Raw genomic sequence first — 22941 nt, forward strand, 5'->3', positions numbered from 1 at the left:
TAACTATGTTTGTGATGCAAACGTCTGTGTTTATGGTTATGGACTCATTATCCTATTATAGTCGGTACACTTCCATATGGTGTTTCTTTGTCAGTTGCTCTATAGGAGTTAGAATTTCCTAAGAGAAAATATGGCTGATGGGTAGGTGGTTCATTAGAATACATCAACTTTTTATCAGGGTCTTATGATTATGAATACCTCCATGTGTACACACTAAGTTCATGTATATAGTGGAGGGGGAATTCGTATGACCAATTCGACACTATTCCGACTCGGATACGTGGCAATGAGTGTAAATGTAAAAAATTGTTCGCCATCGCAAACGATGACTTACAAGCGGTTTCAGCAACTTAAAGATAAAGAGGCGGCGATCTCACGTTTAGAACGAATTGCTCAGTCAAACATTCATAATTGCCTCCGTTTACTAAAACACAATCTTGCTCATGATATTAGATTTTTCAGGCTTAGTTCACGCCTGGTACCGCTCGCCACCCATGAGGATTTGACCGGTTGGGATTACATGGAAGCGATACGTGATGATTTGCGGGTATTAGGAGATTTTACCCGAAAACACAACATGCGTGTTGATTTTCATCCAGATCATTTCGTTGTTTTAAATAACCCAAAAGAGGAGATTTTCACCGGATCGGTTAAAAGCCTTCTTCACCATGTTCAGTTACTGAACGGCATGGGAATTGATTTAACCCATCGCAGTGTTCTGCACGTCGGGGGTACTTATAAAAACAAACCTATGGCATTGGAACAATTTATCTCTAACTGGTCATATGTTCCTGCCAGTGTTCAAAAAATGTTGATGATTGAAAACGACGACAAATCGTTTAACTTGCAGGATTGTCTCTATCTTGGTGAGAAATTGGGGATTCCAGTGGTGTTCGACTACCATCACCACTTGGCCAACCACGAAGAAGCGGATTGGGCGCTGAACTGGGATCGGGTCATAAACACCTGGGGAAATTCACCTCTTCCCTTAAAAATGCATATCTCCAGTCCGAAAAGTGAACAAGCCTTTAGGAGTCATGCCGATTTGGTTGATCCGGATATGTTTATGCGATTTTTAAAAGAGGTCAATGGGTCTGTTCCACAGATGGATTGCATGATTGAAGCGAAGAGAAAAGATAGTGCTTTATTTCAGTTGACACAGGATTTAAAAGGTAGGGACGATATTGAAATGGTCGATGAGGCGAGTTTTTACGTAAAAGCCTAGAAAAGCGGATCAGGGTGTTAAAAAGGCACAATAAGCAAATACTGCTTATTGTGCCTTTTCTGATATTCTTTCAACCATTTAAATAGCTGCAAGTTACATGTCCAACAGCTTTTGCTGCTACAAGTATTGCGTCTTCATCAATATCAAATTTCGGATGATGATTAAAATATGGTTCCTCTACGCCTTTTGGTGTACAACCAATATAGAAATAAGAACCGGGAATTTTCTCCAAATAGTACGCAAAATCATCTGATGGCGACATCTTAGGAAATTCTTTAACTTCCGTAATACTTTCGTCTTCAACCCCATCCAAAGCCTCGGCAACAAATGAAGTCAATTCAGGGTCATTATACAATGGCGGATAATCAGGTGTATAGGTAAGATCACACGTAACGCCAAAGGTTTCTTGCAAACCGTTTGTAATTCGATGGACTTCTTTGTCGATAACGTCTTGTGTTTCTTCATCTGAATAACGGATATCGCCTTCAATTTCGATGCTGTCTTTAATCACGTTAAAACTGCCTTTGCCATCAAATGAACCAATCGTCACCACTCCGCCAGTTAGAGGATCTATCTTGCGGCTGACAACCGTTTGTACTGTGGTGACGAAGTATGAACCGGCAACAATGGCATCATTTGCTTTATGTGGGGAAGAGCCATGGCCGCCAGTTCCCTGAATCCGCAATTTAAAATAGGTTCGTCCATTAAACGAATACCCGCTATGATAACCAACCGTTCCAGCGGGCGCCATGGGTAACACATGAATACCGAAAATGGCATCTAGATCATCAAGCATCCCAGAATCCATGATGCTTTTTGCACCGCCAGGAGGTTGCTCCTCCGCGTGTTGGTGAATGATTTTAATGGTTCCTTTGATTTGGTCCTTCAGTTGGATGAGGCAGTCCGCCAAAATTAATAAATACGCTGTATGGGCGTCATGGCCGCATGCATGCATGACACCTTCATTTTTTGATTTAAACGGAACGTCCGCTTCCTCTGTGATTGGCAGCGCATCAAAATCGGCACGCAGGCCGATTGTTTTTCCTTCGCCATCCCCTTTAATTGTTACAATAATGCCATGTCCATTCCCTACATTCGTTTCAATGTCCACTTCTTTACCTTCATAGAAATCTTTAATATATTTAGCTGTTTTATCTTCTTTGAAGGACAGCTCTGGATTTTCATGTAGATGCCGGCGGATCTCAATCATTTCCTCTTTACGCGACTCAAGCATTTCCATTAATTTTTCTCTCATACATTCATTTCCTTTCTGTCTTAAGTGCTTTTTTCTGTTACTACATTTGATAAATAGGTAGTAGCTTCGTTAACAACTGTTAAGGTATCTAAACAATAGCGACAATCGATTGCTCCATTCCGGGGTCAGTGGAATTTGCCGTGCTTTTGATTGGTGAAGTATTATCTGGACTCCACATGTTTAGGAACTAAAGCTATAATGGAAATCAATGAAACAATAGCAAAAATTACATTTGTAATAATCCCTGCTGTTGCCGCAACTTCCACTGAACTGAAGGCTGCTACAGCCCCATATACGGTACCTGAGATCGCAATCCCGAATGCATTGCCTAATGAGCTCGCCATTTTATAAATACCCGAGGCCTCGCCAACCTTATTATCTGGTGAGGATGAGACGGCTGTATCAGTAGACGGTGTCGCATACATACCCAGACCTAAACCAAACAGGATAAATCCAAGAAATACTGCAATGGTATACCAAAGGTCAGGTAAAAAGGTTACTCCCATGATAGCAACACCAATTAATGTGGATATAGTCCCCCAAATCATCGGGTTTCTAGCACCGACACGCTGCATTACTTTTTCACCTACCCGAATTAAGGAAAGTACTGCTATCAAATAACCGATGGATAACATACCTGATTGGAATTCTGTAAAGCCACGGCCCACTTGGACATACGTATTAGCCACAATAAGTGTACCTGCTACAGCATTTAAGAAGAAATTCGATATGGTTGCGCCTGTATAAGATTTGTTTTTAAATAATTTAAAATCAATAAGCGGCGTCTGTTCCCGATTTTTTTCATAGCGCACGAAAGCAATAATACCGCCGATTACAACAGCCATTAAAATCAGGGTTATCGGGCTAGTCCAGCCCAAGGTTTCACCTTGTGTAATAACAATGTTCAGCGACAATATCGCGACAATAAATATGGCTAATCCGCCAAAGTCAAATTTAAATTTGCCTTTTGTCTCAGCCTTACTTTCTGGTACCTCTCTAATCAGCCACATAGCAAGTAAAGCGAAGATGATGGAAAAGATGAAAATCCATTTCCACCCCATATAGGTTGCAATTGCACCACCAGCAAAAGATGTTATACCAGACCCACCCCAAGAGCCGATGGACCAATAACTTAATGCACGCTGGCGTTCTCCACCTTCAAAAAATGCTTTCATTAAAGCAATGGTTGCTGGCATGATACACGCTGCAGACAAGCCTTGTAATGCACGTCCGATTATCAATAGGATTGAGCCTTGTGCCAACACGAGTAATAAGGAACCAATCACACTTAAAATCAAACCAATATAGGTGATTTTTTTCCTCCCTAATCGATCTGCTAAACCGCCAGCTACAACGATGAAAAGTCCGGAAAATAGGGAGGTGAGACTGATTGCAATATTTAGTGTCCCCATGTTAACGCCCAAATCTCTTTGTACTGCAGGAACAATGTTTACCATTGCCTGGGCAAAGAGCCAGAAAGTGATTACCCCAAACACGATTCCTATGATTAATTTATTTGTACCTCGATAGGTTGTTCCATCCATATTACATCCTCCTTAGTTTTGCAACTTTTCAAGCAAACTGAATCTCGCTTATTGTGTGGTTTCTTGGCCGTAAATATACGTGCATGAAAAGAATGATAAGAGGTTGATGGGACAACACCGATTACTATATTACACAGAGAGAAAGAGTATATTTTTTCTATTGGAGAAAGGAAGGTGAAGGTAATGGCACTTCGACGATGGAAAAATGAAACGGAAGCTATTTATTAGAGGAAGAAGACATTACGTTTTATCCAAAAATGTCAACTTTTAAATTAAAAGGTTTACAAATACCGCTAATTTCTTTTATAATCACTTATAAAGGAGAGGGGGGGGGTGTAATTTGAAAAATGTTGGACGGTGCTGGTTTTGTAATGAGAAATTTATTTACCCGGGGATCGCTTCGAAGGATCATTGCGTCAATCGCTCCTTTTTCGGTAGCCAACGATTAACCAGCCACTCCACTGTACCACTCTGTTAACTACATAAACTGGAGTGCCAATTTAAGCCATTTTTGAAAGCCGAATAACAGTTCTTATTTTCAGTTGCTTTACGGCAGAGAAATTGAAACGACATGAGTATTACCGTTTTATAAAACTGCAGATTGATTAAAAACATATCAATAAAACAACCATAGGTCGCACGTCCTTTGGAAGCTGGCCCCGGAAAATTTCAGCTAGCAAGAGATTACCATCCGTGCAAATCATTATCAAAACAAAAAAGTTAGGGCAAGGGGGAGTATAATGTTGAACTTTAAAGCATTAGCAAATGATGTCATTAATGGTTATGAGATTACAGAGGGAGAAGCGATGAAAATTTTAGAATGTCCGGACGAAGATATTCTAGAACTGCTGAACAGTGCTTATTTAATTCGAAAAAATTACTACGGAAATAAAGTAAAGCTGAATATGATCATTAATACAAAATCTGGGGCTTGCCCGGAAAACTGTGGATATTGCGCTCAATCAAGGGATTCAACTCATCCAATTCAAAAATATCGGATGATGCAAAAAGAGTCGATTGTGGAAGGGGCAGAAAGGGCTCATAAACTAAATTCAGGTACCTATTGTATTGTTGCTAGTGGACGTGGACCGACCAACCGGGAATTAGAGCAAGTCACAAGCGCCGTCAAAGAAATAAAACAAAAATATGACTTAAAAATTTGTGCCTGCTTAGGAATACTTAAACCTGGACAGGCTGAACAACTAAAGGATGCCGGTGTGGACCGGTACAATCACAATATCAACACTTCAGAAAATCACCACGATAATATTACCACCAGTCACAGCTATCAAGACCGCGTCGCAACAGTAAACAAAGCGAAAAATGCAGGGATCTCACCATGTTCAGGTGTCATTGTTGGTATGAGAGAAACAAAACAGGACGTCATACAGATGGCTACAGCACTGAAACAATTAGATGCTGATTCCATTCCAGTTAATTTTCTGCACGCAATGGAAGGAACATTATTAGAGGGGACTGATGAATTAAATCCCTTATATTGTTTAAAGGTATTGAGTCTGTTCCGTTTCATCAATCCAACGAAAGAAATACGTATCTCTGGGGGACGTGAAGTGAATTTACGCAGTTTACAGCCACTTGGTTTGTATGCAGCAAACTCCATTTTCATCGGGGACTATTTGACAACTGCTGGACAAGAAGGGACAAAAGATCACCAAATGCTAAAAGATCTTGGTTTCGAGGTTGATTATGCTGGAAGCGAACAGCCAATTTAGTATCTTGAATTAAAGATGACTTCTATTAAGAAGGTGACAATAAATCGCCATGTGATTAGATCACATGGCGATTTATTTTATTTCCGATCTTTTTCTTCATATAGTAAATGGTTCATCTCGATTCTTTTGGGGAGACGGCCGAGGGACTGGTTTGTGTTTGCTGGTAATGTCCATCTGCCGAAAGTTAAGCAGGTGAGAGTTATAATCTTCCTATACAGCATAAGAATTTTTTCTTTTCTCAAGACCTAAAAGAAAGGGGTTAACATGAATATTAAAAAAGAGTAAGAATCTTTATAAAAAACCTTGACTTGAAAGCGGTTATCGTTAATAATATTAATTGGAAATGATAATCATTCTCAATAATCTTAGGAAGAAAAGGAGCTACATAACATGTACAAAAAAATACTATTCTTTATTTCTCTAGTATTCTTAGTGGTTGTTTTAGCCGCTTGTGGCAACCAAGAGTCAGGTGGCGAAGAAGCCAATGAGAACGAACCCAGTGAAGAAGAAGTCAATCTTTATACCAGCCGACATTACGATATAGATGATGAGCTCTACAAGCAATTTCAAGAAGATACTGGTATAAAAGTTAACGTCATTGAAGGGGAGGCCGATGAGTTAATTGAGCGTATGAACCGTGAAGGTGAACAAACGGCTGACTTGTTCTACACAGCTGATGCAGGGCGCTTGCACCGTGCCAAAGAGCAAGGATTATTACAAAGTGTAGAAAGCGATATTTTAGATGAAAATATTCCTGAAAAATTAAAAGATGTTGACCAAGAGTGGTTTGGCTTAACGAAACGTGCTCGTGTCATCGTCTATCATGAGGATCGGGTGGACCCAAGCGAGCTATCGACTTACGAGGATTTAACGGATTCAAAATGGGAAGACCGTATTCTCATCCGTTCATCAGAAAATATTTATAACCAATCTCTCCTAGCATCCTTTATAGAGTTACATGGGCGTGATGAAGCTAAAGCTTGGGCTGAAGGAATCGTAGAGAATATGGCCCGTGATCCACAAGGTGGCGACCGCGACCAGGCCAAAGGAGTCGCAGCCGGTGAGGGTGATATTGCGGTTATGAACACGTATTACCTTGGCGGCATGTTAAATTCAGTAGATGAAGAAGAAGTAAAAGTCGCAGAGCAATTAGGTGTCTTCTTCCCTAATCAGGATACAACGGGAACCCATGTGAATGTAAGTGGCATTGGTATAACGAAGCATGCACAAAACAAAGAAAATGCCATTAAACTAATCGAGTTCTTATCATCAGCAGAAGTGCAAGAACAGTTTGCAAGTGCAAACTATGAATATCCGGTCAACCCTGAGGTGGAACCAGCTGAAACCCTTAAACAATGGGGCGACTTTAAAGAACAGGATATTAATCTATCCGTGTTAGGTGAAAACAATGCTGAAGCTGTGAAAATTTTTAATGAGGTTAACTGGAAGTAAGAACATATCAGATTAGGTTGTTGGCTCCAACAACCTAATCTTCTTGTATATTTTCGGAACAAATTAAAAAGATATTTCCTTTCGAGGCGAGGATTTTGTAAGATGGATAAGGTGTACAGGATTGAAAGGCGTGAACTACGTGGAATTGTTAAGAAATATTAAAAATAACATAAATAGTTGGACTATATTAAGTATTATATTTGTATGTCTCATATTACTGCCAAACTTATCCATCATCATACAATTCTTTAATGAACCCAATGAAAATTGGTTCCATATAAAAGAATACATGCTTAATACGTATATCACCAATTCTCTGATACTCGTCCTATTTGTTGGACTATTTGCAGCTTTAATTGGGTCAAGTTTAGCCTGGATTATATCTGCGTACGACTTCCCGTTACGCGGCTTCTTCCAGTGGGGGCTGATTTTACCGTTAGCGATCCCTCCATATATTGGCGCTTACACCTATCACGGTATATTGAATTATACGGGGATCATTCAAACCACATTAAGAAACCAACTTGATATAACGGTAAATCAGCAATACTTTAATATTATGAACATGCCAGGTGCAATTTTTATATTTGTGATTTTTCTATTTCCCTATGTTTTTACCATCACCAAAGCCTTTCTCGCCAGACAGTCGACTTCCTTGATTGAAAACGCTCGCCTACTAGGAAGCAGTGCTTGGCGAATCTATTTTAAAATTGTATTACCGATTGCTAGAGCCTCGATTGTGGCAGGTGTAAGTTTAGTTGTACTTGAAGTGCTCAATGACTACGGAGTTGTAAAATACTACGGTATTCAAACTTTTACTACGGCTATTTTCCAAACGTGGTTCGGTCTTGGGGATCTTGAATCGGCAATAAAACTGTCGGGAACTCTTATGCTCGTTATATTAGGTATTCTACTGTTGGAGAGAATTTTACGAGGTCGTAAACGTTTCAGCTTTACCACCACTAAAGTTAAGCTGTTACAGCCCGTTAAGTTGAAAGGTCGAAATAAGTGGCTTGCGTTTAGCTATTGTATGTTCATTTTTGCATTTGCTTTTATCATTCCTTTTATTCAATTGATTTTTTGGGCGTTTTTAACGTACGAACAACTCTTCTCCAGTGAGATGTTAAATGTTATTAGTAATACGGTGTCTGTTGCCCTTGTTGCAGCGACAATCGTTACGATTATGGCCGTTGTGATTAGTAATTTTTCACGACTCCATCGAGGTTTATTAGCAAAACTTTTTCCTAAGGTGACAATTTTAGGGTATTCTATTCCTGGGGCAGTCATTGCAGTTGGAATTGTGACTCTGGTCATTGCTATCGATCAAACGATATACCAATGGGGATGGGTATCTTCCTATGTACTAAGTACAAGTATCTTTATGTTAATTTTTGCTTATATCATTCGTTACTTAGCTGTAGGTTACAACTCGGTTGACTCAGGGTTCGAGCGAATTGGCACAAATTTTACAGAGGCTTCCAGGATGCTCGGCAACAATATCACCCAGTCTTTCTTCAAAGTTGATTTCAAACTCATTCGCGGTGCAATTTTCAGTGGATTCATCCTTGTTTTTATCGATATATTGAAAGAGCTCCCATTAACGTTAATCTTAAGGCCTTTTAATTTTGAAACACTTGCAACTAACGCCTTTACGTATGCGACCAATGAGATGATTCACGAAGCTGCTGTTCCATCGGTTTTAATAATTTTGATTAGTGCAGTTTCCATTTACTTTTTCCATTATTTCTTAGAAAGGAAGTAAACTTATGTTTGTTCATATCCAAGACCTGCATTTCAAATACCCAAACGCAAGGGAACTGTCAATTGATGCGTTTAATCTAACCATTAATGAGGGAGAGATTACCACTATATTAGGTGAGTCAGGCAGTGGCAAAAGTACGTTGCTGCGATTGATTGCTGGTCTAGAAATGCCCATCAAAGGAAAAATAATGGTTGGCAAGGACTGTATGTGCAGCCAGTTGAAGTTCGTACAGCCCGAAAAACGCGGTATTGGTATGGTTTTTCAAGATTATGCCTTATTTCCTCATATGACACTGGAAGAAAACATCAAGTTTGGTCTTTTAAAATGGCCGCGTAAAGAGAAACAGATACGGGTAAAAGAAGTGATTGATCTTGTGGATTTAAAAGGGTATGAAAAGCGTTACCCTTATGAGTTAAGTGGTGGACAGCAGCAGCGTGTAGCTTTAGCACGTGCCCTTGCACCAAGGCCTAAATTGCTACTTTTTGATGAACCTTTTAGTAACCTTGATGCAGATTTGCAAATTAAAATTAGAGAAGAACTTCGTGTTATTTTAAAAACAGCCGGTGTGACTTCCATATTTGTTACCCATGATCAAGACGATGCCCAAGCGTTAGCTGATAAAATAGTTATTTTAAGAAAAGGAAAAATAAAAGAGGTGGGATCCCCAGATAAAATCTTTGGTACTGAATGTGATGTTTCCGAACGCTTGGCTGTTAAACCAAGAGTTTTGTCTAAAATATAATTTTCAACTCTCGCAGCTTATGGGCGCGAGAGTTTTTTAATGAACGCCGTCTATTTATTTAAGGGAGAACATGTTAATGGAAGTTTTCCCAATATATTTAGCAGGTATTAGTAATCCTTTTCATCGGGATTGAACAGAGGAAATGTTGTTTTTTCATAAAAATTTGTATATTGTTGCATATAGAGGAATTGATGTGTTTATAAATCACAAAATATATTTTAAAATATATGAAAGCGCTGTCGGGATTCCGTTTTAAAAGAATAATGATGGGAAGTCCAACAGAAATACACTCATTTCATGATCAGTGTTTAGGCTTTACATAGCAATGAAGAGAATGCTCGTATTACTGTTGGAGATATGGAGCAACTTCAGTCAAATTAAATGTGAGCGTTAAATGCTTAACGGCTTGCGCCCAGCTAATATCAAGTTTAGTTATGACAAAATAATTCAGATGAAAAGGGGTATTCACATGAAGAACATCACAATACTTGGAGCAGGGGTTATGGGGCATGGTGCTGCGCAATTATTTGCTCAGGCAGGAAAAAATGTGCGTATCCGGGCTAGACGTGAATCATCTTTGGAAAAAGCAAGGGAACTTATGACTAACAGCTTAGATATCATGGTGGAGAAAGGCATGCTTACCGAAAACGATAGAAAGCAAGCATTAGCCCGTGTAACATATACAACTGATTTGCATGAAGCTATACAAGATGCTGATTTTATTTTTGAATCAATTCCCGAAGTTCTTGAGCATAAATTGGATACTTACGAAATTATTGAAAGCATTGTCTCAGACCAGACGATTATTTCATCTAACACTTCGACTTTCCCATTAGAAGAATTAACACAAAGAGCAGAGCATCCCGGTAGATTTATCATTACTCATTTCTTTAACCCGCCGCAACTTGTGCCGGTTGTGGAGATTGTTAAAGGGGAAAGTACAAACGAAGACACAGTGGACACGACTTATGACTTAATGAAGGAAATCGGAAAATCTCCAGTAGTGTTAAAAAAAGAGATTAAAGGTTTCATCGTCAACCGTGTTCAAGTAGCTATGCTTCGTGAAGCGTTCAACTTAATGGAACAGGGAGTAGCTACTGCAGAAGATATTGATATTGCTATGAAAGGAAGCATGGGCTTTAAATGGGCTTTTTGCGGGCCGATGGAAAGTCAGGACTTAGCTGGTTTGCAAACAACAAAAGCTATGGTTGGAAACATATTGGAAGACCTGTCTAATACAAGAGAAGTTCCTTCCTTTTTATCGGAAATGGTAGAAAATGACCAGCTTGGCATTCGAACTAACGAAGGTTTTTACAAGTATGATGATAATGGGGAAGAAGCAATCCATACTCGAGACGATCATTTCCTTGACCTGCTCAAATTATTACAGGAAAAAGCTGAAAATAAGGAAAGAAACGTACCGACTGCCAAATAAGAAGTATTCTGAATCTGGTCGCGTTGAGCTTAGTTGGATATTTTTTTTTGGCCATAGTCGAATAGGAACCAGTCCACATAGCTATAACTAAGGATAATTTTTGTGCGAATTTATATTTTGGCCAGAAAAAACGGCACCTCAAATTGTTAGACCGTTCCCGGCAATTTGGGGTGCCGTTCTAGTTCTCCTGTTGAATTTCCAGGTCTTCGATTTTTATTGGTTCCCGATATACGTAACCGATTCAATATGTGTGCGCGACAACTTAATTACCTCTTTAATAAATTCCTCTCTAGGGGCTTTAAAATTGGTATTAATCCAGTTGGTTAAAAGGCTATAAAAGCCATATGCTGTGTAGCGTGTAAAGTAATCCATATCTACGGGTATATTGTTGATCGTTTTAAATTGAAATCTTTCCTTGTAGATTCTAAAGATTTTCTGCGGAAATTGTATATGTATCCCGGGTATGGTGTCTTGATAGTTTATCAACTCGAAAAAGTTACGATTCTGATAGATATAGGTGATAATATCAAAGGACCCAGCATTCAGATTAGCAGTATTTATATTTTTTTCCGATTGATACGGATTTCCAACAGCTTCCTCTAACCCCTGAAGCTTGGTATGGAGTAAATCCTCAGCTAAATAGAAGATATCATGGTAATGGATATAGAACGTGCTTCGGTTATATCTGGAATACTGGACAATATCTTTGACTGTAACGGCACTGAAGCCTTTTTCCTTGATCAAGTCAATGAGTGCGAGCTGAAAATGCTCTTTTGTTCTGTTTTTGCGTGGAGTTGAAAGCTGTTTCTTCATTAGAATGCCCCCAATATGAATCAATTTGAAGTCGATTGTATAGCCCATAGACAAAAAATTAGGATTTGTCTATCTAGTGGACGCTGTAAGAAATATCAATGTTTGTATTACCCCCATGTAGGTAATAATATAAGAATATAAGCTTCTTTTAATAAGGTTTAAATTTATATATATTATAACAGGAGGTATCCTAATGGGGAAATTACAGGATAAGGTAGCTGTCATAACAGGTGGAGTATCTGGTATCGGTGCCGCAACAGCTCGTTTATTTGCAGCTGAAGGGGCAAAGTTAGTATTAGTAGATATGAATGAGGAAAAAGGTGCGGCTTTTGAATCGGAGTTGAAATCTCAAGGAGCGGAAGCCCTTTTTGTGAAAGCTGATGTAACGAGTGAAGAAGAAGTGAAAAATATCTTTTCTACTACATTATCTACTTTTGACAAAGTGGATGTTCTATTTAATAACGCTGGAATTGGCGCAGTAAAGCCAACAGAAGAATTAACGTATGCAGAATGGAGAAAAACGGTAGAAGTTGATTTAGATGGTGTATTCCTGGTTGCTCAAGCAGCAATCAAAGAATTCTTGAAAACTGGTAGTGGGGTTATCGTTAACACAGCTTCCATGTACGGATGGGTTGGATCACCTGGAAGCGCAGCATATAATGCAGCAAAAGCTGGTGTGATCAACTTAACCCGTTCACTTGGCTTAGAGTATGCAGAACGTAATATTCGAGTCAATGCATTATGTCCGGGGTTTATTGAAACACCAATATTAGGTGATACAGACAGAGAATTCTTAACGAATGCAACACCAATGAAGCGTTTAGGCAAACCGGAAGAAATGGCAAAAGCTGTGTTGTTTATGGCTAGTGACGATTCCTCTTTCATGACTGGCAACTCATTAATTGTTGATGGTGGATATACAGCACAGTAATGGACAGATAGCAAAGAATCCATTTTGAATTACATTCAGGATGGATTCTTTATTATGTGCAAGAAAGTATTCATTTGTTGCTTGACCAAGCCTTTTATAAGAATAGTCAACCCTGTTATTTTGAATTCAGTGTCCAGCCTTTCCGTGAAACATCCATTTTCTGTGTTTGGTGTAGTAGAAGGTAACCCAGCCAGCGGAGCGAAGTGTATTTCCGGAGCGGTTTATATCCACTAATCAAACTTTCTAGTTAGTTCGGATTAATCATTGTATAAAACACTTTTGTCCCAGCGTCTTTTGGTACTTTTTCATCACCATGAGGGCATAAGATTGATCGGCATTTTTGTTCAAAGAACTAGTGAAAATAGGCGAGAAACTGCTTCTTTGCACTTGCTCTGGATAGAACGTTTTCTGTAATCTTCAATAGTCAACTCCGAACTCATTCGGCTATCTTCCAAAAATAATTGATGAAGGCGTTGAGCAACTTTTTTATCGTAAATGATTGCATTCACTTCAAAATTTAGTTTGAAGCTGCGAATATCAAGATTTGTCGATCCAACTGATGCTACGTCTTGGTCGACCACAATAGTTTTAGAGTGCAAAAATCCCTCCTCATACAATAATATTTTTGCACCGTGTACTAAAAGCTCGCCTACATATGCCAAAGTAGCCCAATGAACAAGAGGGTTATTACCTTTACTAGGAATTAAAATTCGCATGTCGATACCTGCGAGCAGTGAAATTTTGCAAGCATCCATTAAACTCGGATCAGGTATGAAATAAGGTGTTTGTATATAAATACTATGTTTAGCAGACATGATCAGCTCAATAAACATGTTTTTGATGTGTTCTGTTTCCGAATTAGGTCCACTTGAAATAATCTGCACAGGACTATTTCCTTTGTGTTTCTCCTTAAGAAAAGAATGCTTTTCGAATTCCGGTTTAGGATGGTTCTGTGCCTTATACCAGTCTAAAATAAAACTCAACTGAATGTGGTTAACTGATTCTCCCTTAATTTTTAAATGGGTGTCACGCCAGTTTCCAATTTTTTTATCTAGACCTAGATACTCATTGCCTATATTAAATCCACCGATATAGGCAATACCGCCGTCAATAATACAAAGCTTCCGGTGATTTCGATTATTTAAATGAAAATTTACCAGCTTTAGAAATGACGGGAAAAATACTGCGACTTCTCCTCCATTAGAGATCAAATTATCAAAGAAGGAACGAGGTATTCCTCTAGAACCGATTTCATCATAGAGGACCCGCACTTTGACTCCTACCCTTGCTTTTTCAGTAAGCTCGTCTAGAAGCTTGGCTCCCAAAGAATCGTGTTTTATTATGTAATATTGTATATTAATTTCTGTTCTAGCAGCTCTTATGTCTCTGAATAAAGCGTTAAATTTCTCAGGTCCATTATTAAAAACAACAACCTCATTGTCGGTTGTAACTAATGCATTCGATGATCTTAGGTTCATCATAATTAATTTTGAGTATTTTTTTAGTGTAAGGTTTCCAAAATAGTTGTTATGTTTTAGAGCTGTTATTTGTTTATTTACCTTCGATTGAAGAAAATCCCTCCATCGCGTTGATGTGTTATAGAAATTTTTTTGTTTTAACTGACGGCCGAAAAATAGGTAAATTAAAAAACCGATGATTGGCATAAAGAGTAGAACCAACAACCAAGCCCAAGTTGATCCGATGTCCCTTTTTTCCTTAAAAATAATAATCAGCGCTGGAAGAATATTGATACTTAAAACTATAAAGGCCACAATAAGTGTGTTTACGTTCACTAAGCTCATTACTACCCCTCTAACATAGCCTGAATGATGTGTACGTTTAAAAAATGAAAGAACACCCTACTTATAAGCAATAAAAAATAACTCATTATACAATAACTTCCCGAACTTCCGTATTGTTTGGCAATTAAATCCCTCTTCTAAAAATAAATCATGATAGCCTTGTTCATTTTGAATATAAGACCCATTGTCCATTTTTTTCATGTACCAATTATTAATTTTCTTTTTTTCAAACAAGCAAGGTTCAAGGACTACTATCATTCCGCCGGGCTTTAATGTATTTTTAAATTGCTTGATATAGCTTTTTATTTTATCAGAAGGGATATGGTGCAATACTGCAACAATTAAAATGACATCTATCGAATTTTTTCTAACGTTTAATACATCGTTCTGAAATACATCAAAATCATAATCCGGATAAAGCTTTTTCGCAAAATTAATTCTTTGCTCAGTTGGATCTACTCCAATGTATTGCCCAGGTTTACAAAGAGTGCAGTTCGCCCCGGTACCGGCTCCGAAATCAAGTACATTCTTTTCCCTGAGATTAATGTGTTTTTCTATTCTTTTATGTATATAAAATTGTGTAAGCCATTTAGGTCGAATTATTTTATGATAGAAAAAAGGTGAGAGTTCCATATATAATTCTCCTTTTTCTTGGGATTGGATGGTGAAGAGTAGTGTCAGGCTGCCGGAACATCTTTTTTGCAACAATCTTAAGTTAACCAATATCCCTTTAGTGATACCTCCCATTGCTAATTTTGAAATTTCTTAATTTCCAAAGGAGATCTAAAAAGGATAGAGAATTTAATATGGAGGCTTTCCTGTTATCAATATGAATAAAGGGAGAGAGGTTAATGGAAGGAGGAGTTGGCACTGATCAAAGCTGTACGGAATTCTTACGTGAGCGAACATGGGGATGGATATAAGTGAAGAAGGAAATGGGTGACAGCATTTTTGAGTTGCTTGTATACAACTGATCTATCTGTCTTGACCTGCTGAAAAAGCCCGAGCATTTTCTGCTCCGATAGCTGGTTAATACAAAACTCTGGTTTATAAATGTATTATGGGTGGATTTCTCTGAGAGATACTTTCAAGGGCGCGTTTGAAGAATAACGGGCAACGAATGAGGAGGTCTGGTTTAATATAGGGATCTCTATAAAGAACAAAATTATGATGTGAGGATTAAAAGAAGGTAAACTCAGCTTGTTCCAAGTAAGCATACATGGAATCTAAAAGTATCAAGGAATATGTTAGCAATGATTACACTACTTGGATGGAAAAGGGAGGGCCTTTAAAATTATCCCCTGACTATTTAGAAGGCCCCTTCTTTTTTATTTTTGTTAATCAGTCACTTCTATTTAACAGGGTTTTCAACAACTACATTTGAGGAGACAAGATGAACTGTATTCGCAATGGTATCTCCAACTGGACAGTGGCTTTCTAGGTACGCCTTGTACGCTTCAATTCTTTCCTTCGGAGCATTCGTTTCAATATGGAATGTATATCGGATTTCCTGGAATCCCGATCGCACGTCCGATTTTCCTAAAAATCCATCAGTATCAATATCACCTTCTAATTCCACCCAAAAATTTTCGAGTTCAACGTCGAACTTTTTGGCATAAGTTTTTGCCACAATGGATTGGCATGCCCCTAAAGCGGAAAGGAGTAGTTCAACTGGGGTCATCCCTTTATCCGTACTGCCCATATTTTCAGGTTCATCAATGATTACTTTATGTCCTCGCGATTCTGCCTCTACCAAAAGATTTTCCTTTAAAACTGTTTTTGCTTGAACTGTTGTTAAAGCCATTTAATATCTCTCCTTTTCACTTATAAAATAGGTGTATCTTGTCGACTAGTAGACTTTGGATAAAAGATTATCTGTCCTAATTCTAGTTATCGATTCTAAAACATAGTATTTTTATAAGTCTAGTTTTGTTTATATTATCATACAATTTTTGAAAATCAACCACCATCTTCTAGAAAGTTCCTTTAGAGTACATGTCTGTATTCATGACAACTTCCTCGCGGGGCATGACAGGCCATTTCGAATACATATGGCCGGGCTGTTGGTTTACTCTGCGGTAACCATATTAGTGAACTATAGAAGGCATTGAAACTTGACCTTTGCTGTTGGTGTATAAATAAGGGGGCACCTATAGAACTGAATTGGAAAATAGGTGAATACTGATTGAAGTAGAAAAAAACAACCCCTAACTTGAATAAGGAATTGTTTTTCTGGTTAGTGCAGGAAATATGATGAAAGTCTGACCCTGAAGACATTAACATTCTATAGTGATTTTTATTCCCAAATTTCCTTGGATACATCCACGATAAATTTTAATTTCTCCCATTGTTGTTCTTCGGTTAATTTATTACCGTGATGTGTAGAAGCAAAGCCGCATTGCGGGCTAATGCAGAGCTGTTCTAATGGCACATATTGAGACGCTTCCTGAACACGGGATTTAATAGCTTCTTTATCTTCTAATTCACCACTTTTAGAAGTGAACACACCCAGTACTACTTGTGGCCCGCCGGTTGGAATATGTTTCAGTGGTTTGAAATCACCGGAACGCTCGTCATCATACTCTAAGAAAAAGCCGTTTACTTTTTCTTTCGCTAGAAAATTAGGAGCAATTCGGTCGTACGGACCTTCAAAGGCATATGCAGATTGATAGTTACCACGGCAGAGATGAGTAGTAACAACCAGGTCCTCTGGTTTGCCTTCTAATACGCCATTTGCAACACGTAGTGCGAGATCAATCAGTTCTTCTCTTTCCAAGTCACTTTTTGCAAATGGAAGTTCCGGTGCACATAGTCCTGCAATATACACATCATCCAATTGGATATAACGGCAGCCAGCCTCATAAAATGCTTGTAGGGCATCGCGGTATGCTTGGACAATATCTTTGGCGAACTCTTCAATGTCTGGATAAATCTCTTCATTCCGGATGCCGGCATTGAAAAATTGATTTGGGCTTGGGATCGTCATTTTTGCAACGGCACGATCCCCGACAATTTCTTTAAATTCGATGAAATCTTTTAAGTGTGGATGCTCGGGGTTGAAGGATACCTTGTCAGTGACACGTACGTTATATGCCTCTGTTTCAACTCCTACGAATTGATATCCTTGTTCTGGTACATATCCTTCCACTCCGTTTAAATGCTCCATGAAATCTGTATGCCAGAATCTGCGGCGGAATTCTCCGTCTGTTACCGCTTGAAGGCCAACTTCAATCTGTTTGTCCACGATCCGTTTGATTTCTTCCGTTTCTATTGCCCGTAATTCCTCGGCTGTAATATCACCTTTCGTAAATTTCTCTCTAGCTTCATGAATGGAGGAGGGGCGCAGCAAGCTTCCTACGTGATCTGCCTTAAAAGGGGCTTTAACTATCGTCTTTGTCATGATATTCCTTCTTTCTCTTCCTGTTTAATTGATTTAACGATAGTTTAGCATGAAGGACAGGAAGAGGGGTAACTGATAAAATCTATCTCTTGATATAGTTTAAAACTATGGCAAGGTTCTCTGAACAAGAATTATATTATGCTCTGTTATGAACTAGGTAGTTTTGGAAAGGAGGTTCAGGTTCTTCCGACTACTAGTATCTGAAGGGACAAGCCCCGAACATTACTGTACGGCCGATCACTTCTTATTATTTTCGACTCTTTTCCTTGCCATTTCAAAAACTTCTTCCATAAACGGGTCGCTGCCCTTAATTTCACTAAGCGTGACATTACCTCTCTTGATTTTACTGCATCTTTCATGAATATCTTTTTGGACAGAGAGAGGGACTAAACTTTCTTTCAACATATTTTGCAACTCTAGCACTATTTTCAAATCCTCATTCATTAATTAACACAACCTTTCCCATTTTGTTTGATGATAAGTGTAGTTAATACAGGTTGGAGTCGGCCGGAGCAACAAACTCTATAGATAGCAGTCTCCAAAAGTATGTTAAAATTGCTTGGATGTAATCAATTATCCCTTCACGCTTTGGAATAGGAGGGGAATAGCACATATTGAGGAGAACTATTATATGAATCAAGAATTTTTATACGTCATTCTCATCATTGCCTTTGGCTATCTACTTAAACGCCTTCATGTCTTAGAGGAAAAAGATGGGCAAGTTATTGCAAAAATAATTTTTAAAATTACGCTGCCTGCTTTAGTGATCGTTACATTTGATAAGGTTGAGATTGAAACTTCTTTAATGCTTATACCGTTAATTGTAGTATTATATGGGTTATTTGCCACTTTTATCGGTTTTCTCCTATTTAAAAATGAAGAACGGGAATTGAAAGGATCTTTCCTGATGCTTACGTCAGGGTTTAATGTCGGTTTATTTGCGTTTCCTCTCGTATTTGCCCTATGGGGAATGAGTGGGCTGACTTATTTTAGTATGTTTGATGTCGGAACTTCATTTATTACCTTTGGTGTGGCGTACATTTTAGGAAGTTATTTTTCAGATGAAGGATTAAGCCTGAAGCCAAAAGAAATAATTAAGAAACTGGTCAGGTCCATTCCATTAATGACTTACTTCATTGCAAGTATTCTGAACTTCAGTGATATTCAACTGCCAGATATAATCATTTCTGTGGCGGGTACCATATCGGAAGCGAATATCCCTTTGTCCTTGCTTTTACTGGGAATTTATTTAAACTTCAAATGGGAAAAGCAGTTCTTCAAACCAATAGTGAAGTTTCTGATGTTCAAATATGGGCTAGGATTGGTTTTTGGAGTAATTATGTTTTTCACCCTTCCATACGATGAGATGTTCCGGTATACGATTCTGATCGGTGTGTTACTTCCGGCTGCAACATCTGCTATAACGTTCGCCGTTGAATTTAAATACAGTACGGACAGCATTAGGCTTATGGCAAATATAACCAATATTACCATTCTAGTTAGCATTATATTTTTATACATATTCGCTAACGTTATTTAGTAAATTCTATAAATGCCACATTTAAATCCCTCATGCGAGGGATTTTTATTATCGTTAAGCGAATCGAAGTATGCAACTTATCTTTACCGCAACTTCACTCAACCACAAAGGTAGAGCCCCTACGATTATTATTATTTATAAGCAGGATAGGGAAGCATATGGGGCAGCCTCTCCCCCTGAAATAGTTGGACTCAACCGAATAGTTTCTTGAGCAACGAAAACAGGCAATCTTTGACTAAATTGGTCTGAAAGCAGATAATAAGGAATAGTTATCTCATAACAGCCCTTCTTCAGACGGACTTTAACAAGGCCCCTGAACAGAGCAGACTTACCAGTGTTAGGGAAGGGTTGTCACTAATCGATCGAACTGGATATCGGCTATTCCTGTTTACGTCCAGAATTTTTACGCATGAAATAAAAATGTCAAAACGTTTATTGCTTCTTGCCTAACGGGTATACATATATTACATCTAACTACTTTCATCATCACAGCATACGTAATGAATCAACACTACAGTAGAAATATGTTTTAGCGGGGGAGTAAGATGACATTAGAGAATCTACTAATCAGAAAGTACTATTACAGTACCTTTTTGGAAGATAATGAACAGCATCATCCTATAAAGGTTCTAAGTGAGAAATATATGGATGAGCAGCAGAATGAGATGTCGGATTTCTCGAATATCCGATTTGCGCAAGGAGAGGTTTATTACCTGAACAATGATTTTGAAGCGGCTATATTCAAATGGGAAAACGTTTCCAATGAATTGAAGCCTTGGGCGCAAAAGAATATTGCGGATGCTCATTACAAATTGAATCTATTGGCAATTGCAGAAGAGTATTATAAAGCAGTTGAAACCGATTCATCGGTCCTGAAAACAGAAGTGCTGTTACAGTTATTCACCTTATACATACAACGGAGCAATTTGGAATTGGCGGCTGAATCAATTAAGAATGCCGTTAAATTAAATCCAGGATACCCTGATGTTACGGACATGGCCCGTTCTTTCTTCGAAGAGCGTGGCAATTGGGATGATGCCGTTGAATTGGCTATAAATGAATCAATTCGAACGGAGTCTCTGTATTGGTTTGAAACTTTGGAATCTTATGTGGCTAAAGGGCATGCAGCAGATAGAGAACCTGACTTTTTTAAAGAAGTATTAATAGCTGTATATCATGTAGAGCAGGATTATTTTGAAAAACTGGTGGAATCGCTTTGGAACAGTTATAGCCAGACTAACAAGTTCTTTCTATGGCTGCGGGAGATCAACCACTTTTTCCTTCAATTGAAACCGGAGAATGACCGTATATGGAGAAAACTGCCGGCACTCTACGAAGAAACATATTTTGACTTAATTGACGGAAAGTACTTAATCAGGGATTTATTCCCTCTAATGCCTAGTCATTTAATCAATTGGGTTAAGTTGAGTGCTTCTGGAGAATCATTGGCTGCATCTTCAGCTCTTCTTGCATGGAGTGGAATTTTCCCATCCAATATCGATTCATCGATAACTGAGGAAGCAGAAAGCCTGGTTCTTAAATCATCTCCCTACCAAGAGGGGATGGAGGATGCTCTTCGACTATTTGAATCAATAAAGAAGTGGGCACAGGAACAAGGATCATTGCTGGACGAGCGATACAGATGGATGGTGCAAGAGCTTGTAGATAGTGATAGATTTCACTTGATGCTGATAGGTGAAAATGCAAATGAGAACTTAACGGTTGTACGTGAATTAGCTGAAAAGGACGTAAGGGAAATAACATCTGCACTCTTGATTAAAGATGGGGAGGAAACGGAAATACATGCCGTTTCAGATAGAGATGTTAAAACCTTTTCAACGATAGATGATACTGAAATGGAAGAATTAGACGAAGAAGTGTTTTTCCATTGGAATAAGCCGGCTCCCTTTTTAAGAGATAACAATCTATCGGTGTTGACTGCTCCTGAAAAAGAGCTGTCCAGCTATTTAAGTATGGCAGATGGATTGTTGTTTTCCTTCAATGCCGATCAGCCTTTGTCTGAGGAAGTTTTGGCAAAGACGGCAAAAATTAGGGAACAAGAACCAGACCTGCCAATTTGTTTTGCCCTGGTCAACGGTTATAGTAATTTGCAGGATGAAGAACATATGGAGTCGGTAAGTGGAAGAATTCATACTTATTTCCCTGATTCGTTGGTAATCAATTTTCAAAAGAATGAAGGGGGTGTGGGTCTATACAATGGCCTGTCAAAGTTTATCCACTCTGCACGGTATAATAGAAATATTGAAAAAAAGCGCACGAAGAGTATTTTAGATTATGTAAAGAAATCAATTAACCAGCTAAGGGCACAACGCCTGGAACTGGAGAAAAATCTAATAGTTAACGTGAAAGATAATAAGGAAATGGTTACGAAGCTTGAAGGTGCTCAGCGTCAATTGGGTGACATGGAGGACAAAAAAATACAGGACATTAAAAACTCTTATCAGAGCATCCGGGAAAAACTGAGAGCACGTATGGAAAGAAATATTCCGGAAATTCTGCGAAATTGCGCACAGTATATAAAGGAAGACAGCAATTTTGAGACAGTTCAAGAGGAACTGAATATAGAGATGAATAAACAGATAACTAATTATTTTGAAGAGACAGCTTTAAGGGATTTCCGCTCTTCTATTGAACAATGGTTGGAAGAGAGTGAAGAACAATTAGTAGAAAGCCAAAGTTATCTAGATGAAATGAAGGAAAGCTTTAACCAACTGTTTGGGGAAGAAAGGTTGAAGCTTCATTGTGACATGCAGGTATTGGACGATTGGCGGCGGGATATTGATCGGATGACAAGCGGAAGCATTAAGCTGGAAAATAATGATCTGATAAGCCAGCCAGGATCTTCCCAGTTTCTGTTGAAGGGGGCAGGGAGGTTGTTTGATTCACTGCCTCAATATAAAGGCGTCCTTTATAATAGATATAAACAATATATCGAAACAAGGGATTACAGCCAAGCAGCTGAATCCGTTACAGAAATGTTTATCCAGCAGTTGGAGTTATTTGGGAAATCGCTTGATCGGGATATCCATCTATTTTTCGCTGGTCCTTCTAAAGAACTGCAAAATGCCTTGAAAGAAACCCATAATAAGATCGAAGACGGTGAAACAGCTTTGAACAATATGAGGAAGAATCCAGAGAATTACCAAGATCCACTTACATTATTCGAATTAAAACTGCGCCAATTTGGATGGATGAATATGGTAGAAAAGCCTGTTCATGAATACCCTTAACTCTATCAAGAGCGGAAAATGCACCTTGCCCCTTGCAACAGACAGGGTGCATTTTT

17 protein-coding genes are annotated in these 22941 nt (G+C 38.6%); 9 read left to right on the forward strand and 8 right to left on the reverse strand.

The genetic code is table 11. The annotated features are described in order from the left end of the window. Positions 1–247 precede the first annotated feature (247 nt). Complete coding sequence (gene uvsE / locus ACFODW_RS00625; RefSeq protein ID WP_390301349.1) at positions 248–1225, forward strand: UV DNA damage repair endonuclease UvsE; 978 nt, start codon at positions 248–250, stop codon at positions 1223–1225. A gap of 70 nt (positions 1226–1295) precedes the next feature. On the opposite strand, the gene ACFODW_RS00630 is transcribed toward uvsE, so the two are convergent. Both ACFODW_RS00630 and ACFODW_RS00635 read right to left on the reverse strand, forming a co-directional pair. Then, complete coding sequence (locus ACFODW_RS00630) at positions 1296–2480, reverse strand: amidohydrolase (protein WP_390301352.1); 1185 nt, start codon at positions 2478–2480, stop codon at positions 1296–1298. A gap of 161 nt (positions 2481–2641) precedes the next feature. Further along, positions 2642–4024: an MFS transporter gene (locus tag ACFODW_RS00635; RefSeq protein WP_390301355.1), complete on the reverse strand. Its 1383-nt coding sequence runs from the start codon at positions 4022–4024 to the stop codon at positions 2642–2644. Between the two features lie 740 nt (positions 4025–4764). Between ACFODW_RS00635 and bioB the strand changes: the two genes are divergently transcribed. The 5 genes from bioB (at position 4765) to ACFODW_RS00660 (ending at position 11148) form a co-directional block, all read left to right on the forward strand. Continuing rightward, positions 4765–5757 (forward strand): biotin synthase BioB, encoded by a 993-nt coding sequence (gene bioB / locus ACFODW_RS00640; protein WP_390301357.1) that lies wholly within the window; start codon positions 4765–4767, stop codon positions 5755–5757. 390 nt (positions 5758–6147) lie between these two features. Then, on the forward strand, positions 6148–7209 hold the full coding sequence (locus ACFODW_RS00645; RefSeq protein ID WP_390301360.1) for a Fe(3+) ABC transporter substrate-binding protein: 1062 nt from the start codon (positions 6148–6150) through the stop codon (positions 7207–7209). Positions 7210–7348: 139 nt separating this feature from the next. Continuing rightward, the gene (locus ACFODW_RS00650) at positions 7349–8971 is read left to right on the forward strand and encodes an ABC transporter permease (protein ID WP_390301363.1); all 1623 of its coding nucleotides are present in this window, start codon (positions 7349–7351) and stop codon (positions 8969–8971) included. Positions 8972–8975: 4 nt separating this feature from the next. After that, positions 8976–9713 (forward strand): ABC transporter ATP-binding protein, encoded by a 738-nt coding sequence (locus ACFODW_RS00655; RefSeq protein ID WP_390301366.1) that lies wholly within the window; start codon positions 8976–8978, stop codon positions 9711–9713. 469 nt (positions 9714–10182) lie between these two features. Next, the gene (locus ACFODW_RS00660; RefSeq protein WP_390301369.1) at positions 10183–11148 is read left to right on the forward strand and encodes a 3-hydroxyacyl-CoA dehydrogenase family protein; all 966 of its coding nucleotides are present in this window, start codon (positions 10183–10185) and stop codon (positions 11146–11148) included. A 213-nt stretch (positions 11149–11361) separates the two neighbouring features. On the opposite strand, the gene ACFODW_RS00665 is transcribed toward ACFODW_RS00660, so the two are convergent. After that, complete coding sequence (locus tag ACFODW_RS00665) at positions 11362–11961, reverse strand: TetR/AcrR family transcriptional regulator (RefSeq protein WP_390301372.1); 600 nt, start codon at positions 11959–11961, stop codon at positions 11362–11364. Between the two features lie 193 nt (positions 11962–12154). On the opposite strand from ACFODW_RS00665, the gene ACFODW_RS00670 reads away from it, so the two are divergent. Further along, positions 12155–12892, forward strand: a complete 738-nt coding sequence (locus ACFODW_RS00670) for an SDR family NAD(P)-dependent oxidoreductase (RefSeq protein ID WP_390301376.1) — start codon at positions 12155–12157, stop codon at positions 12890–12892. Between the two features lie 344 nt (positions 12893–13236). Here the strand turns inward: ACFODW_RS00670 and cls are convergent, their stop codons facing one another. The 5 genes from cls to ACFODW_RS00695 all read right to left on the reverse strand — a co-directional run bounded on the left by cls (position 13237) and on the right by ACFODW_RS00695 (position 18538). Next, complete coding sequence (gene cls / locus ACFODW_RS00675; protein ID WP_390301379.1) at positions 13237–14694, reverse strand: cardiolipin synthase; 1458 nt, start codon at positions 14692–14694, stop codon at positions 13237–13239. Positions 14695–14751: 57 nt separating this feature from the next. Beyond that, entirely contained in the window at positions 14752–15327 is a 576-nt protein-coding gene (locus ACFODW_RS00680) for a class I SAM-dependent methyltransferase (protein ID WP_390301382.1), read from the reverse strand. Between the two features lie 718 nt (positions 15328–16045). Continuing rightward, positions 16046–16498 carry an OsmC family protein gene (locus ACFODW_RS00685; protein ID WP_390301385.1) on the reverse strand — a complete coding sequence of 151 codons (453 nt, stop codon included), beginning with the start codon at positions 16496–16498 and terminating at the stop codon, positions 16046–16048. Between the two features lie 492 nt (positions 16499–16990). Then, on the reverse strand, positions 16991–18094 hold the full coding sequence (locus ACFODW_RS00690) for a 5-methyltetrahydropteroyltriglutamate--homocysteine S-methyltransferase (protein ID WP_390301388.1): 1104 nt from the start codon (positions 18092–18094) through the stop codon (positions 16991–16993). Between the two features lie 237 nt (positions 18095–18331). After that, positions 18332–18538, reverse strand: coding sequence for a hypothetical protein (locus ACFODW_RS00695; RefSeq protein WP_390301391.1), 207 nt, complete (start codon positions 18536–18538; stop codon positions 18332–18334). Positions 18539–18725: 187 nt separating this feature from the next. Here ACFODW_RS00695 and ACFODW_RS00700 point away from each other — a divergent pair, with 187 nt between their 5' ends. Both ACFODW_RS00700 and ACFODW_RS00705 read left to right on the forward strand, forming a co-directional pair. After that, positions 18726–19634, forward strand: coding sequence for an AEC family transporter (locus ACFODW_RS00700; protein ID WP_390301394.1), 909 nt, complete (start codon positions 18726–18728; stop codon positions 19632–19634). 545 nt (positions 19635–20179) lie between these two features. Next, complete coding sequence (locus tag ACFODW_RS00705) at positions 20180–22885, forward strand: tetratricopeptide repeat protein (RefSeq protein ID WP_390301397.1); 2706 nt, start codon at positions 20180–20182, stop codon at positions 22883–22885. Positions 22886–22941: the final 56 nt, after the last annotated feature.

The organism is Virgibacillus sediminis, assembly GCF_042643265.1.
Classification (GTDB): Bacteria; Bacillota; Bacilli; order Bacillales; family Amphibacillaceae; genus Virgibacillus_O; species Virgibacillus_O sediminis.

Coding starts and splice junctions, on each gene's coding strand:
- ACFODW_RS00670 (WP_390301376.1), top strand. CDS start 12,155: ATGGGGAAATTACAGGATAAGGTAGCTGTCATAACAGGTGGAGTATCT.
- ACFODW_RS00685 (WP_390301385.1), bottom strand. CDS start 16,498: ATGGCTTTAACAACAGTTCAAGCAAAAACAGTTTTAAAGGAAAATCTT.
- ACFODW_RS00665 (WP_390301372.1), bottom strand. CDS start 11,961: ATGAAGAAACAGCTTTCAACTCCACGCAAAAACAGAACAAAAGAGCAT.
- ACFODW_RS00660 (WP_390301369.1), top strand. CDS start 10,183: ATGAAGAACATCACAATACTTGGAGCAGGGGTTATGGGGCATGGTGCT.
- ACFODW_RS00705 (WP_390301397.1), top strand. CDS start 20,180: ATGACATTAGAGAATCTACTAATCAGAAAGTACTATTACAGTACCTTT.
- ACFODW_RS00635 (WP_390301355.1), bottom strand. CDS start 4,024: ATGGATGGAACAACCTATCGAGGTACAAATAAATTAATCATAGGAATC.
- ACFODW_RS00630 (WP_390301352.1), bottom strand. CDS start 2,480: ATGAGAGAAAAATTAATGGAAATGCTTGAGTCGCGTAAAGAGGAAATG.
- bioB (WP_390301357.1), top strand. CDS start 4,765: ATGTTGAACTTTAAAGCATTAGCAAATGATGTCATTAATGGTTATGAG.
- ACFODW_RS00680 (WP_390301382.1), bottom strand. CDS start 15,327: ATGGAACTCTCACCTTTTTTCTATCATAAAATAATTCGACCTAAATGG.
- ACFODW_RS00645 (WP_390301360.1), top strand. CDS start 6,148: ATGTACAAAAAAATACTATTCTTTATTTCTCTAGTATTCTTAGTGGTT.
- ACFODW_RS00695 (WP_390301391.1), bottom strand. CDS start 18,538: ATGAATGAGGATTTGAAAATAGTGCTAGAGTTGCAAAATATGTTGAAA.
- ACFODW_RS00655 (WP_390301366.1), top strand. CDS start 8,976: ATGTTTGTTCATATCCAAGACCTGCATTTCAAATACCCAAACGCAAGG.
- cls (WP_390301379.1), bottom strand. CDS start 14,694: ATGAGCTTAGTGAACGTAAACACACTTATTGTGGCCTTTATAGTTTTA.
- ACFODW_RS00690 (WP_390301388.1), bottom strand. CDS start 18,094: ATGACAAAGACGATAGTTAAAGCCCCTTTTAAGGCAGATCACGTAGGA.
- ACFODW_RS00700 (WP_390301394.1), top strand. CDS start 18,726: ATGAATCAAGAATTTTTATACGTCATTCTCATCATTGCCTTTGGCTAT.
- uvsE (WP_390301349.1), top strand. CDS start 248: ATGACCAATTCGACACTATTCCGACTCGGATACGTGGCAATGAGTGTA.